The organism is Gallibacterium trehalosifermentans (assembly GCF_042433055.1).
Taxonomy (GTDB): domain Bacteria; phylum Pseudomonadota; class Gammaproteobacteria; order Enterobacterales; family Pasteurellaceae; genus Gallibacterium; species Gallibacterium trehalosifermentans.
In genome coordinates this window covers 208,552-234,708 of sequence record NZ_JBHLWB010000001.1, presented here as the reverse complement: position 1 = coordinate 234,708, position 26,157 = coordinate 208,552, and the positions used below count along the sequence as shown (strand labels likewise).

Here is a 26,157-nt window from a genome sequence, read left to right as displayed (position 1 = left end):
ACCATTATTTATTAGACGTTTAGATGTTTAACTTTCTAGATGTTTAGACATCTAAAATTTCTTGACTTTATTCCCTCTGATCGCTAACTTATCATCTCATTAACAAAAAATAATGCTATTTTAGGAAATCAAATGTCTGCGCAACAACTTATGCTATTTACAAACTCCGCGCTTACTCTTACCTTCGGTGGTTCACTAAAAAACATTACTGTCTGTTACCAAACATATGGCAATTTAAACTCACAAAAAAATAACATTATTTTAATTTGTCATGCGTTAACTGGCGATGCTGAACCTTATTTTGCGGATAGCCAACAAAAAGGTTGGTGGCAAAATTTTATGGGACCTGGCATGGCATTAGATACCGATAAGTACTTTTTTATCTGTTCAAATGTATTGGGTGGCTGTAAAGGAACAACAGGACCAATGAGCATTAACCCCGAGACAGGAATACCTTATGGCGGCGATTTCCCACAAATTACGATTCAAGATATTGTAAAAGTACAGAAAGCATTACTTGATCAATTAGGTATCACTCATTTGCACGCCGTGATCGGTGGATCATTTGGTGGTATGCAAGCAACACAATGGGCAATTAGTTATCCCGATTTTATGGATCATGTGGTTAATTTATGTTCATCTCTTTATATGAGTGCTGAAGCGATTGGTTTTAATCATGTTATGCGCCAAGCTATCGTACAAGATCCTAACTTTAATCAAGGTCATTATTACCAAGGCAACCCACCTGCTCAAGGTCTAGCAACAGCAAGAATGTTAGGAATGCTCACTTATCGAACCCATATCCAGTTGACTAAAGCATTTGGGCGAGCAATTAAGCAAGAAGGTAATTTTTTAGGTGATTATTTTCAAGTAGAGTCTTATTTAAGTTACCAAGGGAAAAAATTTTTAGAACGTTTTGATGCTAATAGTTATTTACAACTCATGCGCGCCTTAGATTTATATGATCCTGCGATTGGTTATAATAATGCAGTTGAAGCCTTATCAAGGATCAAAGCCAAATACACGTTAATTGCCGTAACAAATGATCAATTATTTAAATTAGTTGATTTAGAAAAGAGTCGTCAATTATTAGAGAAAGCAGAGGTCGATCTTTATTACAATGAAATTACTTCTGATTTTGGTCATGATGCTTTTTTAGTTGATTATGAATTTTTTGCCCCAAAAATCCGTCGTGGGTTAGGAGAAATGGTCGCATAGTACCATCTCTCCATAATCAACATTATTCTTCTAACACCACTTTTGCGATATAGCCTAATTGTCTATATTGTTGTGCATAATCAATCCCATAGCCTACGACAAATTCATCTGGAATCGTAAATCCAATCCAATCTACATTTACCTCAACTTCTCGCCGAGAGGGTTTGTCTAATAAAGTACAAATCGTTAATGAGTTAGGTTCCCGTAAAGACAAAATTTGCCGTACTTTATCTAAGGTATATCCTGTATCAATAATATCTTCAACGATTAAAACGTCTTTCCCCTTAATATCCCCCTCTAAATCTTTCGCAATTTTTACATCATGATTAGTCGTCATACTGCTACCATAACTTGATGCTGTCATAAAATCTACTTCTACTGGTAACTCAATTTCTCTCACTAAATCTGCCATAAACATAAATGAGCCACGCAACAACCCAACCACATATACCCCTTTACTTTGTTTATGTTGATAATAGTGGGTAATTTCCTGTCCTAATGCCTTAATTCTTGAATGTATTTCATTTTCTGGAATTAATGTTTCAATATGATGCTTCTTCATTATTTTCTCCTACTCTTACCATGACAACAAACTGCGCTACTATACCGAAAATCAATACAATAAAAAATAGACAAACCAAATTCTTTCCAAGTAACCCAAACTTGCACTTAATCAAGCATTCCAATAAGATCCTTATTCTCAACTTTTACTCACTTGGAACACCCCATGAATCATCTTATTATTTATGCACACCCTAATGAACAAAGTTTTAACCACGCCATTTTAGATGAAATTATTACAGCCTCTAAACTTGCTAATATGAATGTAATCATTCGTAATCTTTATCAACTAAACTTTAACCCTGTTCTCACTTGGCAGGAGTTTAACCAAATCAATCTAGGCAACCTCCCACCTGATATTCTACAAGAACAACAATTTATCACCCAAGCAGATCTAATCACTTTAGTCTATCCTTTATGGTGGCTGGGGTTTCCTGCAATTTTAAAAGGTTATTTAGATCGGGTATTAAGTCATGGGTTTGCCTACGAAACAAGTGCAACAGGGAGTCGTGGCTTATTAAATAACAAAAAAATGTTACAATTCATTACCTTAGGAAATAATACTCAAACATATCAAGAAAAAGGTTTCTTGACAGCTTTAGAGACAACACTCATCAATGGTTTATTCAATTACTGTGGTATTACTGATATACAACATCATTTCTTTGGGGATATTCACATCATTGACGATCTAGCTAGAAAAGCGCTTTTATCAAAAGTGAAAAACGTTATTGCACAATATAGTTAAATAAGTCTCTTACCTAATCACTTAACGAACAGGTTATTATTATGAATAGGTATTTTCAACTATTTATTATTATTGCTAGAAACTCTCTCACCTATCTGGATACACTTGACCAAATATAATTTTACAAGTTATTATTACATTGTTTACTGTTCTACTAAATACTATCTAGCTGGGGTAATTTATGATTAAGCAATTATTATCTGACACCGACAACGTCATTAAGATGTATTCTGAAGACTTTCCTAATATGCCTTTAGATCAAATCATCTTAGTGCGTTTATTATTTAACGTTAATAGCAACTACCTTGAACATCGAAATCATCTACTTAAAGAAGTTGGACTAAACCACACACTTTTTGAAGCATTAATCGTTACCTATCTCCAACCTAACCATGAAATCCAACCTTCTCGCCTTAGTGAAATTTTAGGTTCTTCACGTACCAATGCAACTCGAATTTCAGATGAACTGGTCAACAAAGGCTGGATTGATCGCATTACCGTCCCTGAAGATCGTCGCTGTTTTAGTTTACGTATCAATGATAAAGGGCATGAATTTTTAAAAGAGATTTTTCCTCATCAATGGGAGTTAATGGGATCTATTTTTAGTGCTTTAACAGACAAAGAGATTCAAACACTTCGCCGTTTATTACTTAAACTTTCTCGACGCTTAGAAGAATACAATCTTCAACATAGAATATAATCCTAATATTTAAGGTCATAGATATGTCAGAGATTTCCGAACAAGACAAAAAAAATAGTGTTCGTCATAAAACCAGAAGGAAACATCTTGTTTCCTTTGTTGTTTTATTATTAATTATTTCAATCATTAGTTTTGTTTATTGGCTCTTTTTTGTCAAAAATTTCACTGAAACTGATGACGCTTATGTTACAGGCAACATCATTCAAGTCTCCGCCCAAGTATCTGGTAGTGTAGCTAAACTAAATACAGAAAATACTGATTTAGTGAAGAAAGGCGATGTGTTACTCCAACTTGATGATACTGATGCTAAACTTGCACTTTCGCAAGCAAAACATACACTCGCTGACGTCGTTCGTAAAACTAACCAGCTCGTTTTTACTGAAAAACAATTAAGCTCATTATTAGAAGCCAAAAAAATTGCACTACAACAAGCAGAAGAAGATCTTGCCCGCCGACAATCTTTAAATAAAACTGGTGCTGTATCAAAAGAAAGTTATCAACACGCAATCGATGCAGTAACTATAGCCAAAAGTGATCTTGCTGCAGTCCAAGCACAGCTTAATGCAACTAAAGCACTATTGTTAAATACATCTATTGACCAGCAACCCAATGTCATTCAAGCTGCGGATAATGTGCGTCAAGCATGGTTAACCTTACAACGGACAAAAGTTATTAGCCCAGTTACAGGCTATGTAGCCAAACGTAGTGTGCAAGTAGGAGAAAGTATCAAAGCAGGTTCTCCATTATTAGCTGTTGTTCCTTTAAATCAAATTTGGCTAGAGGCAAATTTTAAAGAAACCCAACTCACAAATATTCGTTTAAATCAACCAGCCACTATTGTATTTGATCTCTATGGAGAGAGCGTCGAGTTTGCAGGAAAAGTTGTTGGTATTGATGCAGGAACAGGCAGTGCCTTTTCATTATTGCCAGCACAAAACGCAACAGGCAACTGGATCAAAGTAGTTCAACGCTTACCTGTCCGTATTGAACTCGATCCTGAACAAATTCAGAAATATCCATTACGGATTGGTCTTTCGGCAACGGTTGAAGTAAATACATCTAACCGTGATGGCGATGTTTTACCAAACAAAGCGCGGACAGAAACACGTTATGAAACCGATACGCTACACTATGATTTAGCCCCCATTAATCAAGAGATTATTAAAATAATTCAACAAAATAGTCATTGATTAAGGAAAATTACTATGAATACAGCACCGATCAAAGGTGGAGCATTAGTTATGATGACACTTGGGCTTGCTTTAGCAACATTTATGCAAGTCCTTGATTCAACGATTGCGAATGTCGCTATTCCTACTATTGCGGGAGACTTAGGTGCTTCAAGTTCGCAAGGCACATGGGTCATCACCTCTTTTGGCGTAGCCAATGCGATTGCTATTCCAATTACTGGTTGGTTAGCTCGTCGTTTTGGTGAAGTCAAACTCTTCCTTATCTCTGTACTCATCTTTGTGATTGCTTCATGGTTATGTGGGATTTCACATTCATTAAATATGCTCATTGCCTGCCGTATTATCCAAGGATTAGCAGCAGGTCCCATTGTCCCACTCTCTCAAAGCCTCTTATTGAATAATTATCCACCACAACGTCGTGCAATGGCATTAGCTTTCTGGTCTATGACGGTTGTCATTGCGCCAATTTGTGGTCCCATTTTAGGTGGTTGGTTAAGTGATGATTTTCATTGGGGTTGGATTTTCTTTATTAATATTCCAATAGGTATATTGGTTATTCTCTTTACCAAAATTACATTAGGTGATAAAGAAACTAAAACTTATCAACAACCGATTGATAGTGTTGGATTGATTTTACTGATATTAGGTGTTGGCGCCTTACAACTTATGCTCGATAGAGGACGTGAGGAAGATTGGTTTAATTCAACAGAAATTGTCATACTAGCTATTGTTGCTGTTATTGGCTTGATTGCACTAATCATCTGGGAATTAGGCGAAAAACACCCCATTGTTGATATTTCATTATTTAAAAAGCGAAATTTTACCGTAGGTTGTTTGTGTACCTCGCTAGCCTTTTTAATCTATCTAGGGTCAGTCGTATTAATTCCATTGTTATTACAACAGGTTTATGGCTATACTGCGACTTGGGCTGGGCTAGCAACTGCACCAATCGGGTTATTTCCTCTCCTACTTTCCCCGATTATTGGACGTTTTGGTTATAAAGTAGATATGCGCTTATTAGTTACCATTAGCTTCTTTGTCTATGCTTTCACATTTCATTGGCGTGCGGTAACCTTTGAACCAGAAATGGACTTTGCTGCTGTAGCATTACCACAATTTATTCAAGGTATCGCAGTAGCTTGTTTCTTTATGCCATTAACCACCATTACCTTATCAGGCTTAAAACCAGAACAAACTGCATCAGCCTCAAGTTTATTTAACTTTTTGCGAACCCTTGCAGGATCAATCGGAACTTCGCTCACTACCTTTATGTGGTATAACCGTGAAGCGTTACACCATGGACAAATGGTAGAAAACATTACGCCATATAATCCAATAGCTCAACAATATTTTCAATCAATGGCTGATAAAGGATTAAATGATACGCAATCTACAGCTTATCTCGCTAGCCAGATTACACAACAAGGTTTAATTATTGGTGCCAACGAAATATTCTATATTTCAGCTATCGCTTTTATGTTACTGTTTGTCATAATTTGGTTAGCTAAACCACCATTTAGTTCCCAGCACTAATATCTACCAATCATTTAGCTCACAAGTCCAATATTTCTTTTCGACAATAATCTATTATGTTATTAAAAACCTCTTTTATCGTGCTATTACTACGCTATTAAAAGGGGTTTTGTACTATTTAAAATTTGCAGGTATTTTGTTTTTCTATGACAGCGATAATGTTTTAAGCGACACGGCGTTTTTGCAAACGATGAATAGTACTGACCACCACACCTTGTAGATTTAGTGCTGTTAATTGCGTTACAGAAATATTTGGATATCGGGAATCTAGAGAAAAGAAAACAAATTTTCCGTCCTGTTTAGCAAAAAATTCATAAAGCTGTAATCCTTGTTCTTGTTCAATAACAACGAGATCGCCAAGCTGTAAATTGGTTGTTTTTTCAATAATCAACATATCACCAATATCAATCCCCCATGCAGCTAAATTCTCATTTTTCACCCGCATGAAAAAAGTTTCTTGAGGTTTCTGAATACAATATAGATTGAGATCCATTCGATAATGTATATCACTTTGCTTATTAAAAAATTCTTTTCGTGGATAATCATCATATAACGGCAAAGGAAGATAAGAGTATTTTTGTTGTTCCATATTGAACATTGAATGAGCTTGCATCTGCATAAACCATCTCCACCAAATCACTGTTTATTTATACAGTATAATTTACTGTATATGAATACAGTATTCAACTATTTTTTTGCTTTTCGTGAAATGTTGGTTAAATACCTTTCAACATTGGCAGCGAAATAAAAGTTGATTAAACTACTGAAGATTGAAATAAAGGAATGAGATAAATGCAAGTTCACCTAAAGCAAGCAAAAATGAGAATTACCTCACAACAATGGTTATATGTTGATCAATTCCAACTACAAGAAAAAAGTTTTACGATTATTGTTGGGCATAATGGCAGTGGAAAAAGTACATTAAGCAGATTTATTAGCCAATACCAACCTCCTTATTCTGGTCAATATACCAATGATTTTCAAAAGATTTCTTTAGTCTCTCTTGCCCAACAGCAACTACTACTAGAACAAATTTATCGTGATTTAAATAATGATAGTGTTAGCCCTGACGATCATGGAAAAACAGCTCAACAAATCATCTTAACTGGTTCCTCAGCGTCTAATGATCAATTAACAGCTATTGCAAAGCGTATTGGTATTGAAACATTATTGGATAGACCGTTTAAACTATTATCGACTGGCGAAGCTCGTAAAATATTACTTGCTAAAGCCTTAATTGAACAACCTGATCTCTTAATTCTTGACGAACCTTTTGAAGGGCTTGATTTTGCCTCTCAACAGCAATGGCTCACCTTGTTATCTCAATTAAAACAGCATTTAACTATTGTATTAGTCATTAATCGTTTAACTGATATCCCAATTTGGGCTGATTCCATTGCCTTATTACATCAATGCCAATTAATTACTCAACAACCTACACAACTGATATTAAATAGCGATATATTTAATCAGTTATGCTATGCAGAAAAATCAACTCACATACCGATCCCCCCTCCAGCAAATCCAAGAATTTTGTTACCTGAAAAACTAGACACTATTTTTGATTTATCCGAAGTTACAGTGAAATATGGCGACAAAATTATTTTGGATAAATTAAATTGGCAAGTCAAAACAGGTGAACATTGGTGGATTAAAGGACCAAATGGTTGTGGAAAATCAACGCTTCTTTCCCTTATCAATGGTGATCACCCACAAGCATTCAATAATAAAGTTAAACTATTTGGTAAGCAGCGTGGCAGTGGCGAAACAGTGTGGGAAATTAAACAATATATTGGCTTTTTAAGTAATCATTTTCATCTTGATTATCGGGTAAACTGTTCAGCCTTGATGGTAATTATTTCTGGGTATTTTGACTCTATTGGCGTGTATCAACATATAGACGAAAATACACGCCTCAATGCTTTACAATGGTTACAACGCATCAATATGGAAAAATTTGCTAACACCCCATTTCGAGCGCTTTCTTGGGGACAACAACGATTATTGTTAATTGCTCGTGCGTTAGTGAAACAGCCGCCTATTCTTATTTTAGATGAGCCATTGATGGGATTAGACGCGCTAAATCGACATCTCGTTTTAACCTTTATTGATCAACTTATTCAGAATAGTCATACACAATTATTCTTTGTCTCACATCATTTAGAAGATAAACCAAATTGCATTAATCGCATTTTTGAATTTTGTCCAGCCGAGCAAGGATATTATTATCTTTGTCAAAAGGTAACAAATCATAATTAATACAGGTTTTTCCTATGGATAACTGGCATTTCATGCTATACTCGACAACTGTTTTTGACGAAATTCAAACTATAGGAAATGTCTAAATGAGCGATTTAGCAAAAGATATTATTCCCGTTAATATCGAAGAAGAAATGAAGTCTTCTTACCTTGATTATGCTATGTCCGTCATTGTCGGCCGTGCATTGCCAGATGTAAGAGATGGCTTGAAACCAGTACACCGTCGTGTCCTGTTTGCAATGGCAGTGGGGGGAAATGACTATAATAAACCTTACCGTAAATCCGCCCGTATTGTTGGGGACGTTATCGGTAAATATCACCCTCATGGGGATTCTGCGGTTTACGATACTTTAGTGCGTATGGCACAACCTTTCTCATTACGCTATCCCCTAGTTGATGGTCAAGGTAATTTTGGTTCAATCGATGGGGATTCTCCTGCTGCAATGCGTTATACCGAAGCTCGTATGACACAAATTGCTCATGAATTACTCGCTGACTTGGAAAAAGAAACTGTTGATTATCAACCGAACTATGATGGTTCGGAAATGATTCCAGAAGTTTTACCTACCAAAATCCCTGCTTTATTAGTAAATGGTTCCAGCGGTATTGCTGTTGGTATGGCGACAAATATTCCACCACACAATTTAGGCGAAGTGATTGATGGTTGCTTAGCGTATATCGAAAACGATCAAATTTCGATTGATGAATTAATGACCTATATTCCTGGACCAGACTTCCCAACAGCGGCGATTATTAATGGCAAAAAAGGGATTGAAGAAGCGTACAAAACAGGGCGAGGCAAAATTTATATTCGTGCAAAAGCAGAAATAGAAACCGATGATAAAGGACGCGAAACAATTATTGTTCACGAAATTCCTTATCAAGTAAATAAAGCACGTTTAATTGAAAAAATTGCTGAATTAGTCAAAGAGAAAAAAGTTGAAGGCATTAGCGGATTACGTGATGAGTCTGATAAAGACGGTATGCGTATCGTGATTGAAATCAAGCGTGATGCAGTCGGCGAAATTGTTCTTAATCACTTATACGCTTTAACACAATTACAAGTTACCTTTGGGATTAATATTGTTGCTCTAGACCATGGACAACCTAAGTTACTAAATCTGAAAGAATTAATTGAGGCCTTTGTTCTTCATCGTCGCGAAGTCGTTACCCGTCGTACTATTTTTGAATTACGCAAAGCACGTGAACGCGCGCATATCTTAGAAGGTTTAGCCATTGCGTTAACCAATATTGATCCAATTATTGAGTTAATTCGCACTGCTCCAACACCTGCAGCAGCAAAAGAATCTTTATTAGCTAAACCGTGGCAATTAGGCAATGTGGAAGCGATGTTAGCCGCAACAGGCGTTGATGCAGCTCGACCAGAAGATCTTGATGAACATCTAGGTATTCGCGACGGTGTTTACTATTTAAGTGAAGCTCAGGCACAAGCCATTTTAGATTTACGCCTACAAAAACTCACTGGCTTAGAACATGAAAAAATCTTAGATGAGTATAAATCTTTACTTGATGTCATTGCGGAATTATTACACATCTTACATAGCCCAGAACGTTTAATGGAAGTCATTCGTGAAGAGTTAGAAAAAATTAAAGCACAATATAATGACACCCGTTTAACAGAAATTACCGCAAGCAGTGGTGATATTAACCTAGAAGACTTAATTAACCCTGAAGATGTTGTTGTAACCTTATCGCATGAAGGTTACGTGAAATATCAACCACTTTCTGACTATGAGGCTCAACGCCGTGGAGGCAAAGGTAAATCAGCCACGAAGATGAAAGAAGAGGATTTCATCGAAAAATTGTTGGTTGCCAATACACACGATACCATTCTCTGTTTCTCAAGTCGTGGTCGTCTCTATTGGTTGAAAGTTTATCAGTTACCTCAAGCAAGCCGTGGAGCAAGAGGTCGCCCAATCGTTAACCTATTACCACTTGAAGAGAATGAACGCATTACTGCTATTTTACCAGTGAAAGAATACGCCGAAGACAAATTTATTGTCATGGCAACCGCTGGTGGATTAGTGAAGAAAACCGCTCTTACTGAATTTAGCCGTCCTCGTGCTAGTGGCATTATTGCGGTGAATTTACGTGAAGATGATGAATTAATCGGTGTAGATATTACCGAAGGCAATAATGAAATTATGCTCTTCTCTGCTCAAGGCCGCGTGGTTCGCTTTGACGAAAATGCTGTCCGTGCAATGGGCAGAACCGCAGCTGGTGTAAGAGGCATCAAACTTGCCTTAACCAATGATATTTCTGATGAAGAGAATGATGCAGAAGACAGCAGTGATGAAAGTGAACAAACTCTAGATTTAACTATTGATAAAGTTGTTTCACTTGTTGTACCAAAAACCAATGGCGCAATTCTTACTGCAACACAAAATGGTTATGGTAAGCGTACTGCGTTAACAGAATATCCAACTAAATCACGCAATACAAAAGGGGTTATTTCCATTAAAGTGAGTGAACGTAATGGTAAGGTTGTTGCCGCAACGCAAGTTGAAGAAAGCGATCAAATTATGTTGATTACTGATGCAGGCACGTTAGTGCGTACACGTGTTGCAGAAATTAGCCTAGTTGGTCGAAATACTCAAGGTGTTCGCCTAATTCGTACATCAGAAACAGAACAGGTTGTCAGTATGGAACGTGTCTGTGATGATGAAAATAGCGAGGATACAACCGAATAATCATCTCCATAAAGACGATAGGCGGCGAGAGTCGCCTTTTTCTTTTAATTCCCTTGATTCCTTATTCAAAGTACAGTATTTTATGTCTAGACATCTAAACGTCTAATTAATAATTTATTATGAGGTAGAGAAAATGAGTAAATTATTTCCAAATGCAACACAACGCACGAAAGCACCATACCGTTTTGATATTGTTGGAAGTTTTCTGCGTCCTGAAACACTAAAACTGGCGCGTAGCCAATGCCAATGCGGTGATATTAGTTGTGCAGATCTAAAAAATGTTGAAGACCAAGAAATTAGCAAATTAGTTGAACACCAAAAACGAGTTGGTTTACACGCAGTAACAGATGGTGAATTCCGCCGTACATTCTGGCATATGGATTTCCTCTCAGGCTTAGATGGCGTTGAAGAAGTTGATGCAAAAAAATTCTCCGTACAATTTAAACACCATAATGTTCGCCCAAGAACCTTAAGAATTACAGGAAAAGTCCAATTTGGTAATCACCCATTCTTAGACCATTACCAATCATTACAACAAATTGCTGGTGATTTCCCTGTTAAATTTACAATTCCATCACCAACGATGCTGCACTTAATTTGTATTGTGCGTGAAGTAGAATATCAACCAATCGATCTCTACAAAAATAATCCACAACAACTATTAACTGATCTTGCACAAGCTTACCGTGATGCAATCGCTAAATTTTATGCTCTTGGTTGTCGTAATTTACAATTAGATGATACCAGTTGGGGAGAATTATGCTCAGAAGAGAAACGTGCAGCCTATGTTGAACGTGGTGTTGATCTAGAGCAATTAGCCAAAGATTATGTCAACTTAATTAATGAAGCAATCAAAGATAAACCAGAAGATATGACAATTACCATGCACATTTGCCGTGGTAACTTCCGTTCTACTTGGTTCTCTTCTGGTGGTTATGAGCCAGTAGCAGAGACCTTGTTTGGACACTGTAAAGTAGATGGCTTCTTCCTAGAGTATGACAGTGATCGTGCTGGTGATTTCAAACCACTTCGTTTTATTAAAGATCAACAAGTCGTACTAGGGTTAATTACCTCGAAAAGTGGTGAGTTAGAAGATAAAAATGCAATTATTGAACGCATTAAAGAAGCGACACAATATGTCGACATTAACCAACTCTGTTTAAGTCCACAATGTGGCTTTGCTTCCACCGAAGAAGGTAATATTCTCACCGAAGAACAACAATGGAAAAAACTTGAATTTATCCGTGAAATCAGCGAAGAAGTTTGGGGAAGATAGACTTATTTAGTTAGTTTTAACTTATACAATAACTAAGCTACATCTTTTTCAGATGTAGCTTATTATTAATTCACGATCACAAATATCCCCTTTCTCAAAAGAATATCGTTGATGAGATTGGATTGCTGCTAGAAAAGGTAAATTCGCCGCATAAGTAAGTTTATCAAGGTTAATCACTTGATGAGGAGTTGAATGAAAAATATAACGAATCACGGCGGAACCGATAAATCCAGCTCCGCCTGTAATAAAATATCGCATAAATTTAAATATTAATAAGCCCCACTTCTATTTAATACAACCTTAATTGTTTTAAATAAAATCACAATATCATTCCACAACGACCAATTTTTTACATACCAAGAATCAAAATAAACTCGCGTGGCATAATCGACATCATTACGCCCACTCACTTGCCATAAACCCGTCATACCAGGTTTCGCCATCAGATAATAATCAATATCATCATGATATTTTATTAGCTCATCTTTCACGATTGGTCTTGGTCCGACTAAGCTCATTTCCCCCTTTAATACATTAAATAGCTGTGGCAATTCATCTAAACTTGTTCTTCTTAAAAAATGTCCTATTTTTGTAATTCTTGGATCCTGCTTTAGTTTAAAATCTTTTTCCCACTCCGCACGGGCAACGGGATCTGTTGCTAATACTTCTTGTAAAACTTCATTTGAATTTAAAACCATCGAGCGAAATTTTAAACATTGTTCTAATAATTTCGTTTAATTCAAACCAGAATGGTTTTCGGTAAGTATAATGGCGCAATCTAGCCCAAAACCACCCCACACACAGGAAAGATAATACAATATGAATAAGTTCTCTTTGTAGGTATTCGGATTTTGGTAAATAATTATATAGGTTATTAGTAAATGAATTTATCAGCATAACACTTATAAAAAATGATAAATAAATAAGGATAAAATCATTCACCAACAACAAAAATTTAGTTATTTTTCTTTTGTACATACTATCATAATAATATAGTTAAAATGTTATTTCTCATAAATTAAAAATTTAAATAATACTTCACACTCTCGAGTCAACTCCATAACTTACAATATTAACGCCCTTTTTTCTAAATATTTCATAAATCTCTTTCATCTTTTCAACTTCCTTATCATAAATCGCAAATAACGTAATATTAGGAAAATTAATGATATTTAATAAGCTGCTACTAAATATAGTATATACAGATATACTAACATCTTTCCCCATCAACTCTTTTAATAAATAATCTTCAAACAACAAACTTGTTTCTATATACTTTACTGAAGAAAAATAACATTTAGTTTCTCTAGGGTGTGAAAAATAATAATCTATATTATATAATTTCAAATAACTACTTATTCTTTCATATAATATAGGATTAAACTCATAAAGTGGCTGCCCTAAAAAAATTTTAATTTCCTTACTCACATTATCAAAATTAGCGTTAGTTTTCTGGATTAATTTATCAAGTTTATCTGAAAAAAGTTCAATACAATATACATTATCAATAATGTTTTTTAAGTCTTTATATATAGTGAAGTGTAATTTAGACTTCGATTTTAATATAGATAATGATAATTTATTACCTATAATTTTCATCAACAAACGCTTCTTAGCACCTATTAATGTTTCTTTATAAAGATGACTACCTTCAATAATATTTGCCGTCCCATCATCAAATGTATATAGTTCATAATTTTTAAAACCAGATAAAAACATATGAACTCTAAAACTTTCAACATTTGCTAAAAATATTTTTTTATAAGATCTATTACCAAGATAAACTCCATACAACCTAAAATATAACAGATCTAGAACATCAAAAAAATTTCTACAAATTTTTATATTATGTGTAAGAAGTGTTTTTATACAAATAGCTTTTTTTACCTTTTTAAGCAACTTATTATAATAATATTGATATTTATCATTCATGTTATCTGTAATAACAACTAAAAAGAACTCCTCTTCTATATAAACATCAATTATTTTCTCAGCTAACAACATCTGAAAAGGGGTTGTGCAAATTATTAAATTCATAGTCTAATAATATTTTTTTATACCATTAATCACATAACAAACAAAATAAAAAATTGATTTTATAATCCCCAATTTCTGATATTTATAATATATATTCCATGTCCATAATGCACTTTTTATTTTATTTGATGACACACTACCATTCAACTTTAAACAAACTCTACATAAGGATTCTATATTATTAGAATAATTTATCGAACAATATCCCTCCTTTAATATATTAAGAAAAAATTGATAGTCTTCATGCTTTATCTGAGGAAAATACTTATTTTCTAATATAGTTCTATCAATCATCACCGTCATAATTTTAAATTGGTTTCCTTTTAAAAGAAGCTTATAATCAATAGAGTTTGATGTTATAACATCTTTAGTTACCTCTCCTGCTTCATTGCAAAAGCTAAAATTTCCATGAGTAATATATAGCTTATGTTTAAGCATAAATTGGAGTTGATTTTTTATCTTATTTTCCAAAATAATATCATCACTATCCAAAAATGTTATATAATCTCCCTTAGCATGCTGGAGAGCTATATTTCTTGCTATTGCTGGCCCGCTATTTTTTATAGTCTTCAATAATTTTATTCTTTTATCCTTTAAATATGGAGTAATAAGAGTAATACTACCATCTGTTGAGCAGTCATCTACTAAAAGCAACTCCCAATTTTGGTATGTTTGCTTTAAAATAGACTGAATACATGTTTCAATATATTTTTCTGCATTATATACTGGTGTAATAATCGTAATCAAAGAAGACATAACGTTTCCTTATTTTTATAGCGGGGGGGGGGGGGGGGAATATACAAAAAATGAGAAAATATTAATCTTATTATACTATTTATTTTTTTAATAGCAATATATATCTATATTTAACACACTCTACTTTTAAGAATTTTTTCCAGCAAAGTATAGCCTTCTTTATTCAAATTCAAACCATCATTTGTATATCTAATATTTAATTTTCCATAACCATCACTAAAAGTATTATTAAGTTCAATCCATTCCACTTCTTTCAGACCAATTCTTAAAATTTCATTCAATATTCGAATATCTTCATTATTCCGATCAGCTCTTAATGCTACTGGAATAATTTCTAAAAAATAAACTTCTATATCAGAACGAATTTTCTTTAATTTAAAAATAAGCCTTTGGATATCCTCCAATACTTGGTTACTTGTCCATTCAGGGTTAATGATGTCATTCATACCTGTCATCACAATTACTTTTTTCCCTAATTGTCTAATCATATTTTTTTCTAGAATTAATGATATATATTCCTTTGTTGATATATCAGAAATAGCCAGATTATTTACTTTCTTTCCATTTAAATTATCAATATTCCACTGTTCTAAGATAGAGTGCCCAATTAAGGTAATTTCTTCTTTTTTCTCAAATAAAAATCTTTTATATTCGATTCGTTCTTTTATTAAATTTAATAAAAGCGTCTCTTTATTCTTCTTTTGAAGAAGAAAATAAAAATACTCAAAATCCAAACGATCATCAATATCAACTGATACAGACTTATCCATAAAGTAAGCTTGACATCTTTCTCCATAAAAATGCTTTTGTAAAAGATAAGCTTCTGGTTTTGCTATAAAAATTGCGCCATTAGGTGAATATTCTAAATGATATTGCTGGCGAGTATAATTTGAATAATCTAACTGAAAATATTTTAAACTTTCGTCTTTATCAATTATTCTAGTTAAAGAAGTTGGCTTGTGAGCCTCACTTACAGAAACTAAATAATCAAAATTATTATAATTTTTCTCAAATTTTTCACAAGCTTCTTGAATATGCTTAGCAGTCCTCAGAGGTGAAGTAGGTTGTAACAAAACAAAATAATCAAATTTAATATTTTGATATTGTGATAAAACATCCTCAATTACAACAAAAGAACTTGCATTATCAGTAGCTAAATGTTCAGCTCTTTTAATAAACTCAACTGGGGGGGGGGTAGTGAGAAAGTAAATCAATATATTCTTGAGAGTCTGTTGTTATAATGATTTTTTCAAACTGTTGAGAACTAATAGCGGCTTCAATAGTATAAGCAACTAATGGTTTACCATATGCTAATAGCACATTTTTTTGAGGTAATCCTTTTGAACCAGCTCGTGCTGTAATAATTGCAATTTTTTTCATACGTTTAATATACTCATATATCTATTTCTTAAAAATTAGATTAATATTATGCTTTTTAAAAGAGCATAATAAAGCCAACTTACTTTTCTCTTCTTCATTATTTCATTCTTAAATTTCTTAGGTGTTCTTTTACTAAATACATAATAATAAAATATGATTTCATCAAATCTTTTTGTATCCCAAGGTTTTTCAGAACTAATAAAATGATAGATAAAAAAAGAGCTCTTTTTAAAAAATCTAAAGAAAATAAATTTTAAGATAAATCTCTTTCTATTTGAATGTGGCACATATAAACCAGGATTAACATTATAAAGATGAGAAATAAATTTACCTCCCCCCTTACGACTTCCTACAAAACTATTCAAAATATCTTGATCTTGATAGTATGGTTTGGATATATCTTTGAGAAGATTTAAACACTCCATCTCTAATGATTGATTTCTAATTTCTAATAAATTATATACTAAGACTCCAGCATTAAAATAAGAATAAGGATCTAACATTTTTAATTTATTTTTAAGGTAATCTAAACAAAATCCTTCTTTTGGATTATTTTCTTTTAGATATTTAAAAATATACTCATCTCTAACTGCAGCCAATAGCTCGCCATTAAAGTTTATATCTATTAAATTAGAAATATCAGAATTAATAATAAGATCACAATCTAAATATAAAATTCTATCATACTCTTTAAATACAGCAGGGATAAACAGTCTAAAATATGTACTTGCAGTCATATAAGAATTAAGATAAAAATCCTCATTATTAACATTATCTAATATAATAAACTTTATCTTTACATTCTCAATGTTTCTTGCCTGCCATTGAATCATCTCCTGATTTTCAAATGAAATATAATCAGATAGGATATTAATTTCATAATAATAATCTTTATTAAGATTTTCTAAAATTGATGAAATGGTTACAGATGCATACTTAGCATATTTATCATCACAAGTTAATACAATAGGAAATAATTTTAAGTTTAACATTTTTCACCTATATTAATTATTATTTATAGATAATTTTAACAACAGCATTTGATAGAATATAGTAAAAACATAAGCTACTGAAAAATGCCTCAACATAAAATATATATAGCCTATATAATAGAAAACAGAACGCTTAAATCCACACTTACAATATAATTTTTCTATAGACAATCTAAATTTTGCTTTTCTTAAGATAATTTCATACTCCTTATTTTTTGGGGTTTCTTGCAACAAATAATATTCTATTTTATTTAATTGATTTATTACAAAAACTTTTCTTCCTTTTGTTATTTTTTCCATTATAGATTGTGAATGAACTCGATAAAAGTATAATGATTGATTAAGAATATAAAAGTTTTTAATATATTTAGCTGCAATAGTATAAACCAATAAGTCTTCAGCCAGTACCAAATGATCTGTAACAACATCTAAATCTTTATATACCTGCAATAAAATATCTTTATGATATATTTTTCCTGCAGAAGACCAAATAAACTGATTGTAATATTTATTAAGATAAGTAATAAATGTTAAATTTTGTTGGTTTATACTAGATGATTCTGCGGGAAATTTAGGTACAAGAACATTATTTCTTTGATATTGAAATAATATAGCATCATACCTAGTATCCTTGTTTTCTAGTTCTACTAACTTGGCATAAAACACAGACATAGCATTATTTATAAAATAATCATCTGCATCTAGAAAAGTAATATATTTTCCAGTAGCAGACTGCACACCTTTTTTCCTAGCTAAAAATGTTCCTATATTTTTTTCTAAATAAATAGCCTTGATAGATATATTTTTATAGTAATTATTCTGCAATATAGCTTTAATTGCTTTTCTCGTTATATCTGAATAACCATCTTCCACAAGAATAATTTCAATTTGAATATCTGGTTCTATACAAGATTTAATTGCTTCATCTAAATACTCAGCATTCTTATAAATAGGTATTATAATTGATAAAAAGCAATCTTTTATGATTTTTTCCATGATTGAAATCCATAAGACTGTAAAGATTGAGTAATATATTGAGTATTAATAATATTAGCAGGTAAAAGCTTTTTATATGGTACTAATAAATTTTCCTTAGCTTCATCTAGTAAAACAAAATTTTCATCATTATTTTGTAACACCTCTCTTCTGCTTTTCATTAATGGGAAATGCCAATGCATAACTTCCGTATCTATCCAATATAAATCAGATAATCCTTGCAATAATTCATAAGCATATTTTCTTCCTTGTGAATCAATTCCAATGCTCATTTCAAATCTTAATTTTGGTGTTTTATATATAAGCCAATGATCTCTTTCTATAGATAATGGCATATTTCGCAAAACATAAAATTTTTTATCATAATAATGTAAATTAATCCTTGGAATAAAAATACACTCTTTTATATTTTTAGGCATTTTTAAAGTTGCTTGTAGAAGTTCTCTATCATAGACTTGATCACAATCTATTTTTATTAACCATTCATTATCAGGAATTTTATCTAATACAGCATTATAATAAGTATCCAAATAATAACATGAATTCTTAGGTTGTTGGGCATCAAAATATCTGGAATCATCCGCAGGCCATATAGAGTGTGGATATTTATAAGGAATAAACCCTTTATTACGTTCACAAAATTGTAGAATATATTCTTCTGTCCCATCAGTACAATCATGATAACCAATAACACCTCTTGTTATAATCCCTTCAATACTACTTAATGAAGCTTTGACCGTACGTATTTCATTATGAACTCTAATAAAAGCAAAAGGATTGACACTTTCTGCCTCTTGACTAACATTAAAAAGTGAGCGAAATTCAGGGGAGTAAAATAATTTCTTCTTTAGCTTATTTATATATGAAAATAACTTCATTATCTTCTCCTTATACTAACTAAAAAATCAATAGCTATATAAAAGTAAAAGTTCTTTTTAATAACAATCTAAAATAATTATTAAATATATAAAACAAAATAACCATAATAGTTCCCAATAATATACCAGATAAAAAAATCTGAAGTATTATAATATTATAACCATACAAACCTTCAAAAATATCTAAAAAATAAACATACATTATATAAGTCATTAATAATAATAATATATTCTTAAAGATAAAATAAAAGTAGTTCTTATATCTAATATGATGAAAGAACCTTTCTAAATAAATAGGCTTCCAGATTAAAATAAACAGATAACTAATAATATTGCTTATAATAATTCCAGTCAATCCCATAGCCCAACCAAGAATTAACAAGCCAGCCAAATATATAATTAATTCTATTATAGGTGCTCCAACATCTTGATAAATTCCTTTAGCAAATAAAAACGACTCTGGTATATCACGAATAGTCATAATAAATATAAAAATACTTAACAATATTTTATCTATTTTATCTAAAAGATATGCCTCCCCAAATAAAAGTATAATCAATGAATCAACATTAAAGAAAAAGCCAAATGCCATAAAGCCTCCTAAAAAAGTTTTTAAAGAAGCGAATTCATAAAATACATTTTTTTCTTTCTCTTTATTATTCTCAATCATTAAATTTCCTAGGCTGGCAAAAATTCCTCCAGTAATCATTTGAGATATTTGATTAAGTAATTTAACTAGTAACAGATAATTAGTGTAGCTAGTAACCACTTTGAGAGTTAGAAATATATATACAAATAAAGGTGATATATGCAGATTTAATACTGATGATACTCGGTAACAAAAGACCCTTTTAATTTGGCGGTATACTATTGGTTTAAGCTCTTGAACTTTTGAACTATGAGGTTCACTGTTTAACCAAGAAAAGTTTAGATTGATTTTTTTCTCAATAAATATTACTTGTAAAATATTCATTATCAGCTCTAAACTTAACCAATAAATATAAATGTATTCATTTTCATTAACAACCAAAACACAAATTATTTGAAAAACAGTTTTTAATTTTGCTGTCCACTCTATGATAGATATAACTTTATATCCCTCTTGGTTAGCCCAAAAAAGAACCTGCCGATAATTAAAAAAATATGTACTTAATGATCCAGAAATAAAAATCCAAAAAGCAAGGATAGGATAATACCATATGACATTTTCCTCTTGGAACCAATACGATAAAAAAGGTGTTAATATAATAGAAAAAATAAAAATAAAAATACCAATATATCGATAGAGTTTCTTAAATAAAGACATAATCGCAATAATGCTATTTTTATCATTATCATGCAAAGGCTTATAAAGCAAAAAAGAAATTGCAGCATAAATTCCTAATTCAGATAAGTTTAATATTCCAATAACATTATTAATAGTTATATTTAACCCTACTAGTTCATCTCCTAATGACTTAATAAATAGCGATCTAGAAAAGAAACTTAATATTATTCCAAGAGTAAAAAAGAATATATTATAAGAAATATTTTTTATACTTTTATTAGTTCTATTCATTTTACTTATAAACTCTTTTTGATATTAGCTAATTTTTTATTCTTCCTTGCCCTATTCATTGTATTCCAACGGAGAAAAGTATATAAAACTGGACATTTTAAAATAAATTTGACATATTGCCATACAATATAAAAGACTCCTTTTCTTTGTAAGTTCTTCCTCTCTTGTTCTAATTCAGATACCAATATTTGATCTTCTTTTACTAACCGTGGCTGGAGATGCCAAATATTTGCTCCAGTTAGCAAATCATTATTAGAAATTAAAGTTCTAATTACTTCAAAATCATCGGCTAACCAAAAAGGTTTGTCGTTAATCATTTTTGCCATTAAATTCTTTATGAACTGACTAGATACTACATAGCCAACAGTGCCACACGTATAATTCTTAGATATCTCACCTACATAAACAGAACTACTACAACTATAATTTTGATTAAGTTTATACTTTTGAGCAAAAAATTGCATAGGGTAACCAATACGGTGCCTTATCTTTCTATTAAAAGTTGGAATTTTAGACTCTCCAAAAATAATAAATGCAACATCATTAATTCTTCCACTTTCAAACCAATCACTTAAAATCTTTTCTAAGATTGGATAGCTTTCACTAAATACAGCATCATCTTCACAAATAATAGAAAATTTTATCTCATCATCTTTTATTATTTCTTTCCAAATAGCTAAATGGCTTAAAGTACATGCAGCCTCGCCTAAAGATATCTTTCTCTGATAAAGTGTTTCTGCTTTGCTAAAATCAAAGTTTTCTTCTATAAAGTTTTTTTCTAATTTACCATTGATAGCATTATACACTTTAAAGTCCTTAGCGTGCTTCTGAGAAAAAAATTTTTCACGCCTTTCTTTTGCAGAAGCTAAACTTAATACCCATTTAGTGTATTTTAAATTATTTATCATATATTAAAGTTTCCTATACTTAATAAAGTGATATTTCTGATATAAGTATGTTCCTAGAGGTGGATAGATACAAAAAAGAATATAAAACAATCTAATTACAATTCCAATCTTTTCCCCAAAAAAGAGAGAAATTGGATTATAAATATATTTAATATTTTTTCTAAGTCTTTTGATAATTTCACATTTTATCTCTTTAGATTTATCTTTTTGATATATTTCATTAGTTATAAAAAATAATTTTAAGGCGTAAGATTTATATATAGCTAACTTAATAAAAAAGGATTTTGTTGATAAATTTTTAGCCACTTTATTCCATATATTAACTTCATTAAGATAATTTTTATCCAAATACATAGTGGAAGATGGATTAATACAATATCCGTATAAATAATTATAAGAATATGCAATATAAGGACAGTCCATCAAATTAATAGAGAAAAAATAAAAATCTTCTCCTATTGGAGTATCAATAGGAAATTTCCTACTCCCTATCAATTCCCTAGAATAAAGAACACCAGGTCCTCTACATAAATTATCTGTTAAAATAAAATTATGGTTAAAAGAAACTTTTTCATTAAAACCATCTTTTGAGAACAAGCTTTTATTTTCAACTACATTAATATTTTCCTTATTTTTTGCTTGATCAACCATTCTAATTAAACACATAGAGATCTTACATTTTTGTTCTTGTACAGCATGTAGAAGGTATAATATATATTCTGGTGCGACCAAATCATCTGCATCAATAAAGGTAACATATTCACCATCAGCAATTTCTAAACCAGTATTTCTTGCAGAACTTACACCTTGATTCTGCTGATGAACAGCAATAAAACGATGATCCAATTTAGCATAATTATCACATATGACAGAACACCCATCTGTGCTACCATCATCAACAAGAATTACCTGAATATTTATATATAACTGATTTCTTATACTATCTAAGCATCTCTCTAAATAAGCAACTTTATTATATACAGGCACAATAATACTAACTTTAATTCTAGGGTCATTAACTAAAGCTATAATACTTTTATTATCTACTGCTTCAATTTTTGTTGCTTTATAAAAAGAAAAAGCTAGTCCTAAAACAACCCAATAAATATAGAATATATTAATATGTTCAGTAATACCCGCTATAAGTCTAATGATTATAATTATACTAATAATCCCTATTTCTAATTTTATACTTTTATTACAAGTTTTATTTATAAATAAATAACTAATAAATTTATATAATATGAATAGAGGAATAAATAAGAATACTAATAAGCTAAATACCCCCCCCCTCGCTAATTCCGAGGTATAGTATCCTAAAGAAGGGAAGCCACTCATATAGAACCCCTGATTAGTAATATTGGTAAGCCAGTTTTCTAGCTCTTCATTTTCTTTTTTATTATCTTTTATAGTACTAAATAAATAGGTATCTCTTAATAACTTACTCACACCAAAAAAAGGGTTATTTAACCATATATTTATATCACCATTCATAACAGTATACCTAGAGTGATTACTCCTACCATTATATGATGGTGATAAAGATGTAATATTATTAGAAATAAAATAATCCATACCACTTGATGCTGAGTTATTGATAGTCCTATTTGATGATGAATTAGAGTTTAGAGAATAAAGCTTATTTGTTTCAGTCTGTTCAATAGTTCTAATAGCTTCTGATTTATTTTGGTTAAGTATATAAGCATCTATATATTTAGATGATATAAAAAATATTGTTATAGAAATAGGAAGCAATAATAAAAATTTAAAAAGGTAAACTTTATCTTTGATAGAAAAAGATAATAATAAAGTCAAAATTAAAACTATACTAAATAGTAGCATTGATGTTCTAGATTGACTTAAAAATAAAATAAAAATAATTGAAGATAATAAAAAAATAATTTTCCAATTAAATAATGACTTAGACTTTATAAAGTAATAAAATAATACAGGGAAAGCAACACTTCCATATATCCCTAGATAAGAAGGTTCTGCAAAAATGGAATGTAATTGATTAGGTATTAATTTAACAGGCCAATAACCACCAGCATTTTCAACAACATGCAAATAAGGTGCTGTGGCCAATAACCATTTTAGAGCGGATTCACTACCTTGAAAATAAAGGAGTTCCCCAATAGAATATAATAAAACTAGAATAGTAGAAGATAAAATTGCATGACAGAATATATAAAAACCTCTTCTTTCATAGGAGAGATACCAGCAATACACTAAATAAAACAATCCAAATGTACTAATTATATCAACAAAAATTTCTTTTATACTTCTTTTAAAAATAATCCACCCAATAATAAAATTATCAGATAATGATAGATTAAAACCTATATTATAGAAAATTTTAAAAAAATTATTTTTAACATTATAAATAACATCTTCTATTTTTACTGAGTATTCTTGATAATATGGAAAGTAATAAATATTTACAAACAATGATACAATATAAACAATTACAAAAAAAACAATTATTTTTATTACACTAGGATTAAAAGAAAATAATTTTTTATACCAAAAATGATAGAAGATACTATAAAAGAAACAGATTATTAATGGATAAAATAGAAGATTATCCATCATAGGGAAATAAACATTATTAAAAAATTTAAATCTATAGAAATTATTAAATACGGATAGGAAAACCATTAAATAAAACAAGCAATCTATAATCTTCCTATGCGGAAAAGTCAAAAATAAGGACTTTAGCTTCATATATTGGGTCTCATCTAAAAAATTACAGAAAACAGACTAATCAAATAGGAGAATTTTATTGGTTTTAGCCTATACTCTCTTTATCTATATCTTTGGGAAGAATTATAAATGTTTTTTCTTATTTTTCAAGCAACATTAGTGAATTAACAAAATGATCAAACGAAAAATAACATTAAAAATCAAAAACTTAATAAAATAACACTTTTTCAATGACAATGATTAATATATAGACTCTTACTTTTCTACTTTCCACAATAGACATATCCATATATAATTATCTCACTCCACTGTAGCTAGCTTGTTAACCAATTTAAGTTATTAATTTTACTTAAAAAAAGAAGATTGCAATGCAAGGCACTATCTTAGATAACTTAATATAGATAACTTTTCAATATGAATATAATAGAAACTTTTTACCATCGTTATATTTTCCTTTTTTTTAATTTTATTATTTCTTATTTTTTTATTGCCTTAGTTATTATTCCAAAGGCTTATAGCAGTGGTGTTATTCTCATCATCTTCTCAGTATTTTTGATTATTTACTCATTAATAAAAAATAAATCTATTTTAGTGTTAAAAAACAAAAACTATTACTTTTTTATTGCCCCATTTTTTATTTATTTTTTTCTTTATATATCCAGTATTTTTATTCATCATGATTCAATCAAAGTATTAGATAACGCAAGTAGAGGTATTTGTTTTTTATTGCTCTTTTTATTAATAAAAGTATATCCACTTAGCTTAAAAAATCTTCTTTACAGTATCCCTTTATCAGGTATTCTAACAGGGTGTTATGCTTTTTATCAGAAGTTTTTCTTGCATTATGATCGCGCTTTATCCGATACGACTTATGTTATTCAATCTGGCGATATGGCAATGTCAATAGGAATGTTTAGCTTAGCATTAATGTTCTACTGTTGGCGAAATAAGCAATATTATCTAACTTTCTTATGTATCCTTGGTACTTTTGGCGGTATGTTAGGTAGTTTCCTTTCTGCAACTCGCGGTGGTTGGTTGTTAATGCCTTTTATTATTCTGACTTTATTTTATTTTAATAGACATATCCTCACAAAAAAAATTATTTTGAGTTTTTTCGTATCTCTTTTAGCTATTATTTCAGTCCTACTAATGATCCCTTCGGCAAAAATGTTATCGCAAATCGAAAGAGCTTATATTGAAGTTGTAAATTCTGGTAAAGCAAGTAATTCAAACACCTCCGTAGGTGCAAGATTAGATTTATGGAAAGCATCTATTTTGATGATTACCGAAAAACCTATGTTAGGTTGGGGAGAAAAAGGCGCAAAAGATCGTCGTAAAGAGTTAGGTAATTTAGGTAAATTAGCCACTTATCCAGCTAATTTAGGTCATGCGCATAATCAATATTTAAATGATTTTTTAGAAAGAGGGATTTTCGGCTTCTTTGCTTTATTAGGTATTTTTCTCTTACCATTATATGCTTTTATTAGAGATTATAAAAAGTATAAAGAAAATGAAGAAGTTAAACTCTTTGCTACTTTAGGTATTATTCATATTACTTCTGTTATGTCATATGGTTTAACTCAAGTCTTTTTTGCCCATAATTCAGGTAATATGTTCTACTTTTTCTTGACTGTTTTATTTTATGCTATGTTGTTGAGTCATAAGAAACAAAGAATTTAACCAAACTCTATAAATGCGTGGGAAATAGAGATTAAAATTGAAAATCAATAAACAAAAAAATCCCCTCTATTCG

22 protein-coding genes and 1 pseudogene are annotated in these 26,157 nt (G+C 31.0%); 9 read left to right on the top strand and 14 right to left on the bottom strand.

Features of this window, described 5'->3' with window-relative positions; translation table 11 throughout:
- Positions 1-132 precede the first annotated feature (132 nt).
- A complete protein-coding gene (metX, locus tag ACFFHK_RS01055; protein ID WP_382367983.1) occupies positions 133-1,218 on the top strand; it encodes a homoserine O-acetyltransferase MetX in 1,086 nt (361 codons plus the stop codon).
- A 22-nt stretch (positions 1,219-1,240) separates the two neighbouring features.
- Here the strand turns inward: metX and hpt are convergent, their stop codons facing one another.
- Positions 1,241-1,780, bottom strand: coding sequence for a hypoxanthine phosphoribosyltransferase (gene hpt, locus ACFFHK_RS01050; RefSeq protein ID WP_382367980.1), 540 nt, complete (start codon positions 1,778-1,780; stop codon positions 1,241-1,243).
- 165 nt (positions 1,781-1,945) lie between these two features.
- On the opposite strand from hpt, the gene ACFFHK_RS01045 reads away from it, so the two are divergent.
- The 4 genes from ACFFHK_RS01045 to ACFFHK_RS01030 all read left to right on the top strand — a co-directional run bounded on the left by ACFFHK_RS01045 (position 1,946) and on the right by ACFFHK_RS01030 (position 5,950).
- Entirely contained in the window at positions 1,946-2,527 is a 582-nt protein-coding gene (locus tag ACFFHK_RS01045) for an NAD(P)H-dependent oxidoreductase (RefSeq protein ID WP_382367977.1), read from the top strand.
- A gap of 181 nt (positions 2,528-2,708) precedes the next feature.
- On the top strand, positions 2,709-3,227 hold the full coding sequence (gene mprA, locus ACFFHK_RS01040) for a transcriptional repressor MprA (protein WP_382367974.1): 519 nt from the start codon (positions 2,709-2,711) through the stop codon (positions 3,225-3,227).
- Positions 3,228-3,250: 23 nt separating this feature from the next.
- Positions 3,251-4,417 (top strand): EmrA/EmrK family multidrug efflux transporter periplasmic adaptor subunit, encoded by a 1,167-nt coding sequence (locus ACFFHK_RS01035; RefSeq protein WP_382367971.1) that lies wholly within the window; start codon positions 3,251-3,253, stop codon positions 4,415-4,417.
- Positions 4,418-4,432: 15 nt separating this feature from the next.
- Entirely contained in the window at positions 4,433-5,950 is a 1,518-nt protein-coding gene (locus ACFFHK_RS01030; RefSeq protein WP_382367968.1) for a DHA2 family efflux MFS transporter permease subunit, read from the top strand.
- A 163-nt stretch (positions 5,951-6,113) separates the two neighbouring features.
- On the opposite strand, the gene ACFFHK_RS01025 is transcribed toward ACFFHK_RS01030, so the two are convergent.
- Positions 6,114-6,569 carry a LexA family protein gene (locus ACFFHK_RS01025; protein WP_382367965.1) on the bottom strand — a complete coding sequence of 152 codons (456 nt, stop codon included), beginning with the start codon at positions 6,567-6,569 and terminating at the stop codon, positions 6,114-6,116.
- 173 nt (positions 6,570-6,742) lie between these two features.
- Between ACFFHK_RS01025 and modF the strand changes: the two genes are divergently transcribed.
- From modF to ACFFHK_RS01010, 3 genes are all read left to right on the top strand, one after another.
- Positions 6,743-8,209 (top strand): molybdate ABC transporter ATP-binding protein ModF, encoded by a 1,467-nt coding sequence (gene modF, locus ACFFHK_RS01020; RefSeq protein WP_382367962.1) that lies wholly within the window; start codon positions 6,743-6,745, stop codon positions 8,207-8,209.
- A gap of 86 nt (positions 8,210-8,295) precedes the next feature.
- Positions 8,296-10,920: a DNA topoisomerase (ATP-hydrolyzing) subunit A gene (gene gyrA / locus ACFFHK_RS01015; RefSeq protein ID WP_382367959.1), complete on the top strand. Its 2,625-nt coding sequence runs from the start codon at positions 8,296-8,298 to the stop codon at positions 10,918-10,920.
- A gap of 133 nt (positions 10,921-11,053) precedes the next feature.
- Positions 11,054-12,196 carry a 5-methyltetrahydropteroyltriglutamate--homocysteine S-methyltransferase gene (locus tag ACFFHK_RS01010; protein ID WP_382367956.1) on the top strand — a complete coding sequence of 381 codons (1,143 nt, stop codon included), beginning with the start codon at positions 11,054-11,056 and terminating at the stop codon, positions 12,194-12,196.
- 48 nt (positions 12,197-12,244) lie between these two features.
- Here the strand turns inward: ACFFHK_RS01010 and ACFFHK_RS01005 are convergent, their stop codons facing one another.
- From ACFFHK_RS01005 to ACFFHK_RS00950, 12 genes and pseudogenes are all read right to left on the bottom strand, one after another.
- On the bottom strand, positions 12,245-12,454 hold the full coding sequence (locus tag ACFFHK_RS01005; RefSeq protein WP_382367953.1) for a GDP-mannose 4,6-dehydratase: 210 nt from the start codon (positions 12,452-12,454) through the stop codon (positions 12,245-12,247).
- A gap of 11 nt (positions 12,455-12,465) precedes the next feature.
- Positions 12,466-12,912: pseudogene (locus ACFFHK_RS01000) on the bottom strand (sugar transferase); the annotation flags it as partial.
- Between the two features lie 322 nt (positions 12,913-13,234).
- A complete protein-coding gene (locus tag ACFFHK_RS00995; protein ID WP_382367950.1) occupies positions 13,235-14,233 on the bottom strand; it encodes a glycosyltransferase family 52 in 999 nt (332 codons plus the stop codon).
- 3 nt (positions 14,234-14,236) lie between these two features.
- Complete coding sequence (locus tag ACFFHK_RS00990) at positions 14,237-14,989, bottom strand: glycosyltransferase family 2 protein (protein ID WP_382367947.1); 753 nt, start codon at positions 14,987-14,989, stop codon at positions 14,237-14,239.
- Between the two features lie 110 nt (positions 14,990-15,099).
- Positions 15,100-16,203, bottom strand: a complete 1,104-nt coding sequence (locus ACFFHK_RS00985) for a GDSL-type esterase/lipase family protein (protein WP_382367944.1) — start codon at positions 16,201-16,203, stop codon at positions 15,100-15,102.
- Positions 16,169-16,369 carry a cytidylyltransferase domain-containing protein gene (locus ACFFHK_RS00980; RefSeq protein WP_382367941.1) on the bottom strand — a complete coding sequence of 67 codons (201 nt, stop codon included), beginning with the start codon at positions 16,367-16,369 and terminating at the stop codon, positions 16,169-16,171. Before ACFFHK_RS00980 ends, ACFFHK_RS00985 begins: the two co-directional genes overlap by 35 nt.
- A 35-nt stretch (positions 16,370-16,404) precedes the next feature.
- Positions 16,405-17,361 carry a glycosyltransferase family 8 protein gene (locus ACFFHK_RS00975; protein WP_382367938.1) on the bottom strand — a complete coding sequence of 319 codons (957 nt, stop codon included), beginning with the start codon at positions 17,359-17,361 and terminating at the stop codon, positions 16,405-16,407.
- A gap of 12 nt (positions 17,362-17,373) precedes the next feature.
- Positions 17,374-18,357 carry a glycosyltransferase family 2 protein gene (locus ACFFHK_RS00970; protein WP_382367935.1) on the bottom strand — a complete coding sequence of 328 codons (984 nt, stop codon included), beginning with the start codon at positions 18,355-18,357 and terminating at the stop codon, positions 17,374-17,376.
- Positions 18,342-19,235 carry a hypothetical protein gene (locus tag ACFFHK_RS00965; protein ID WP_382367932.1) on the bottom strand — a complete coding sequence of 298 codons (894 nt, stop codon included), beginning with the start codon at positions 19,233-19,235 and terminating at the stop codon, positions 18,342-18,344. Before ACFFHK_RS00965 ends, ACFFHK_RS00970 begins: the two co-directional genes overlap by 16 nt.
- A gap of 34 nt (positions 19,236-19,269) precedes the next feature.
- Positions 19,270-20,793 (bottom strand): lipopolysaccharide biosynthesis protein, encoded by a 1,524-nt coding sequence (locus ACFFHK_RS00960; RefSeq protein ID WP_382367929.1) that lies wholly within the window; start codon positions 20,791-20,793, stop codon positions 19,270-19,272.
- Between the two features lie 5 nt (positions 20,794-20,798).
- Entirely contained in the window at positions 20,799-21,701 is a 903-nt protein-coding gene (locus ACFFHK_RS00955; RefSeq protein WP_382367926.1) for a glycosyltransferase family 25 protein, read from the bottom strand.
- Positions 21,702-21,704: 3 nt separating this feature from the next.
- Positions 21,705-24,293, bottom strand: a complete 2,589-nt coding sequence (locus ACFFHK_RS00950) for a glycosyltransferase (RefSeq protein ID WP_382367923.1) — start codon at positions 24,291-24,293, stop codon at positions 21,705-21,707.
- A gap of 525 nt (positions 24,294-24,818) precedes the next feature.
- On the opposite strand from ACFFHK_RS00950, the gene ACFFHK_RS00945 reads away from it, so the two are divergent.
- Positions 24,819-26,084: an O-antigen ligase family protein gene (locus ACFFHK_RS00945; protein WP_382367920.1), complete on the top strand. Its 1,266-nt coding sequence runs from the start codon at positions 24,819-24,821 to the stop codon at positions 26,082-26,084.
- Positions 26,085-26,157: the final 73 nt, after the last annotated feature.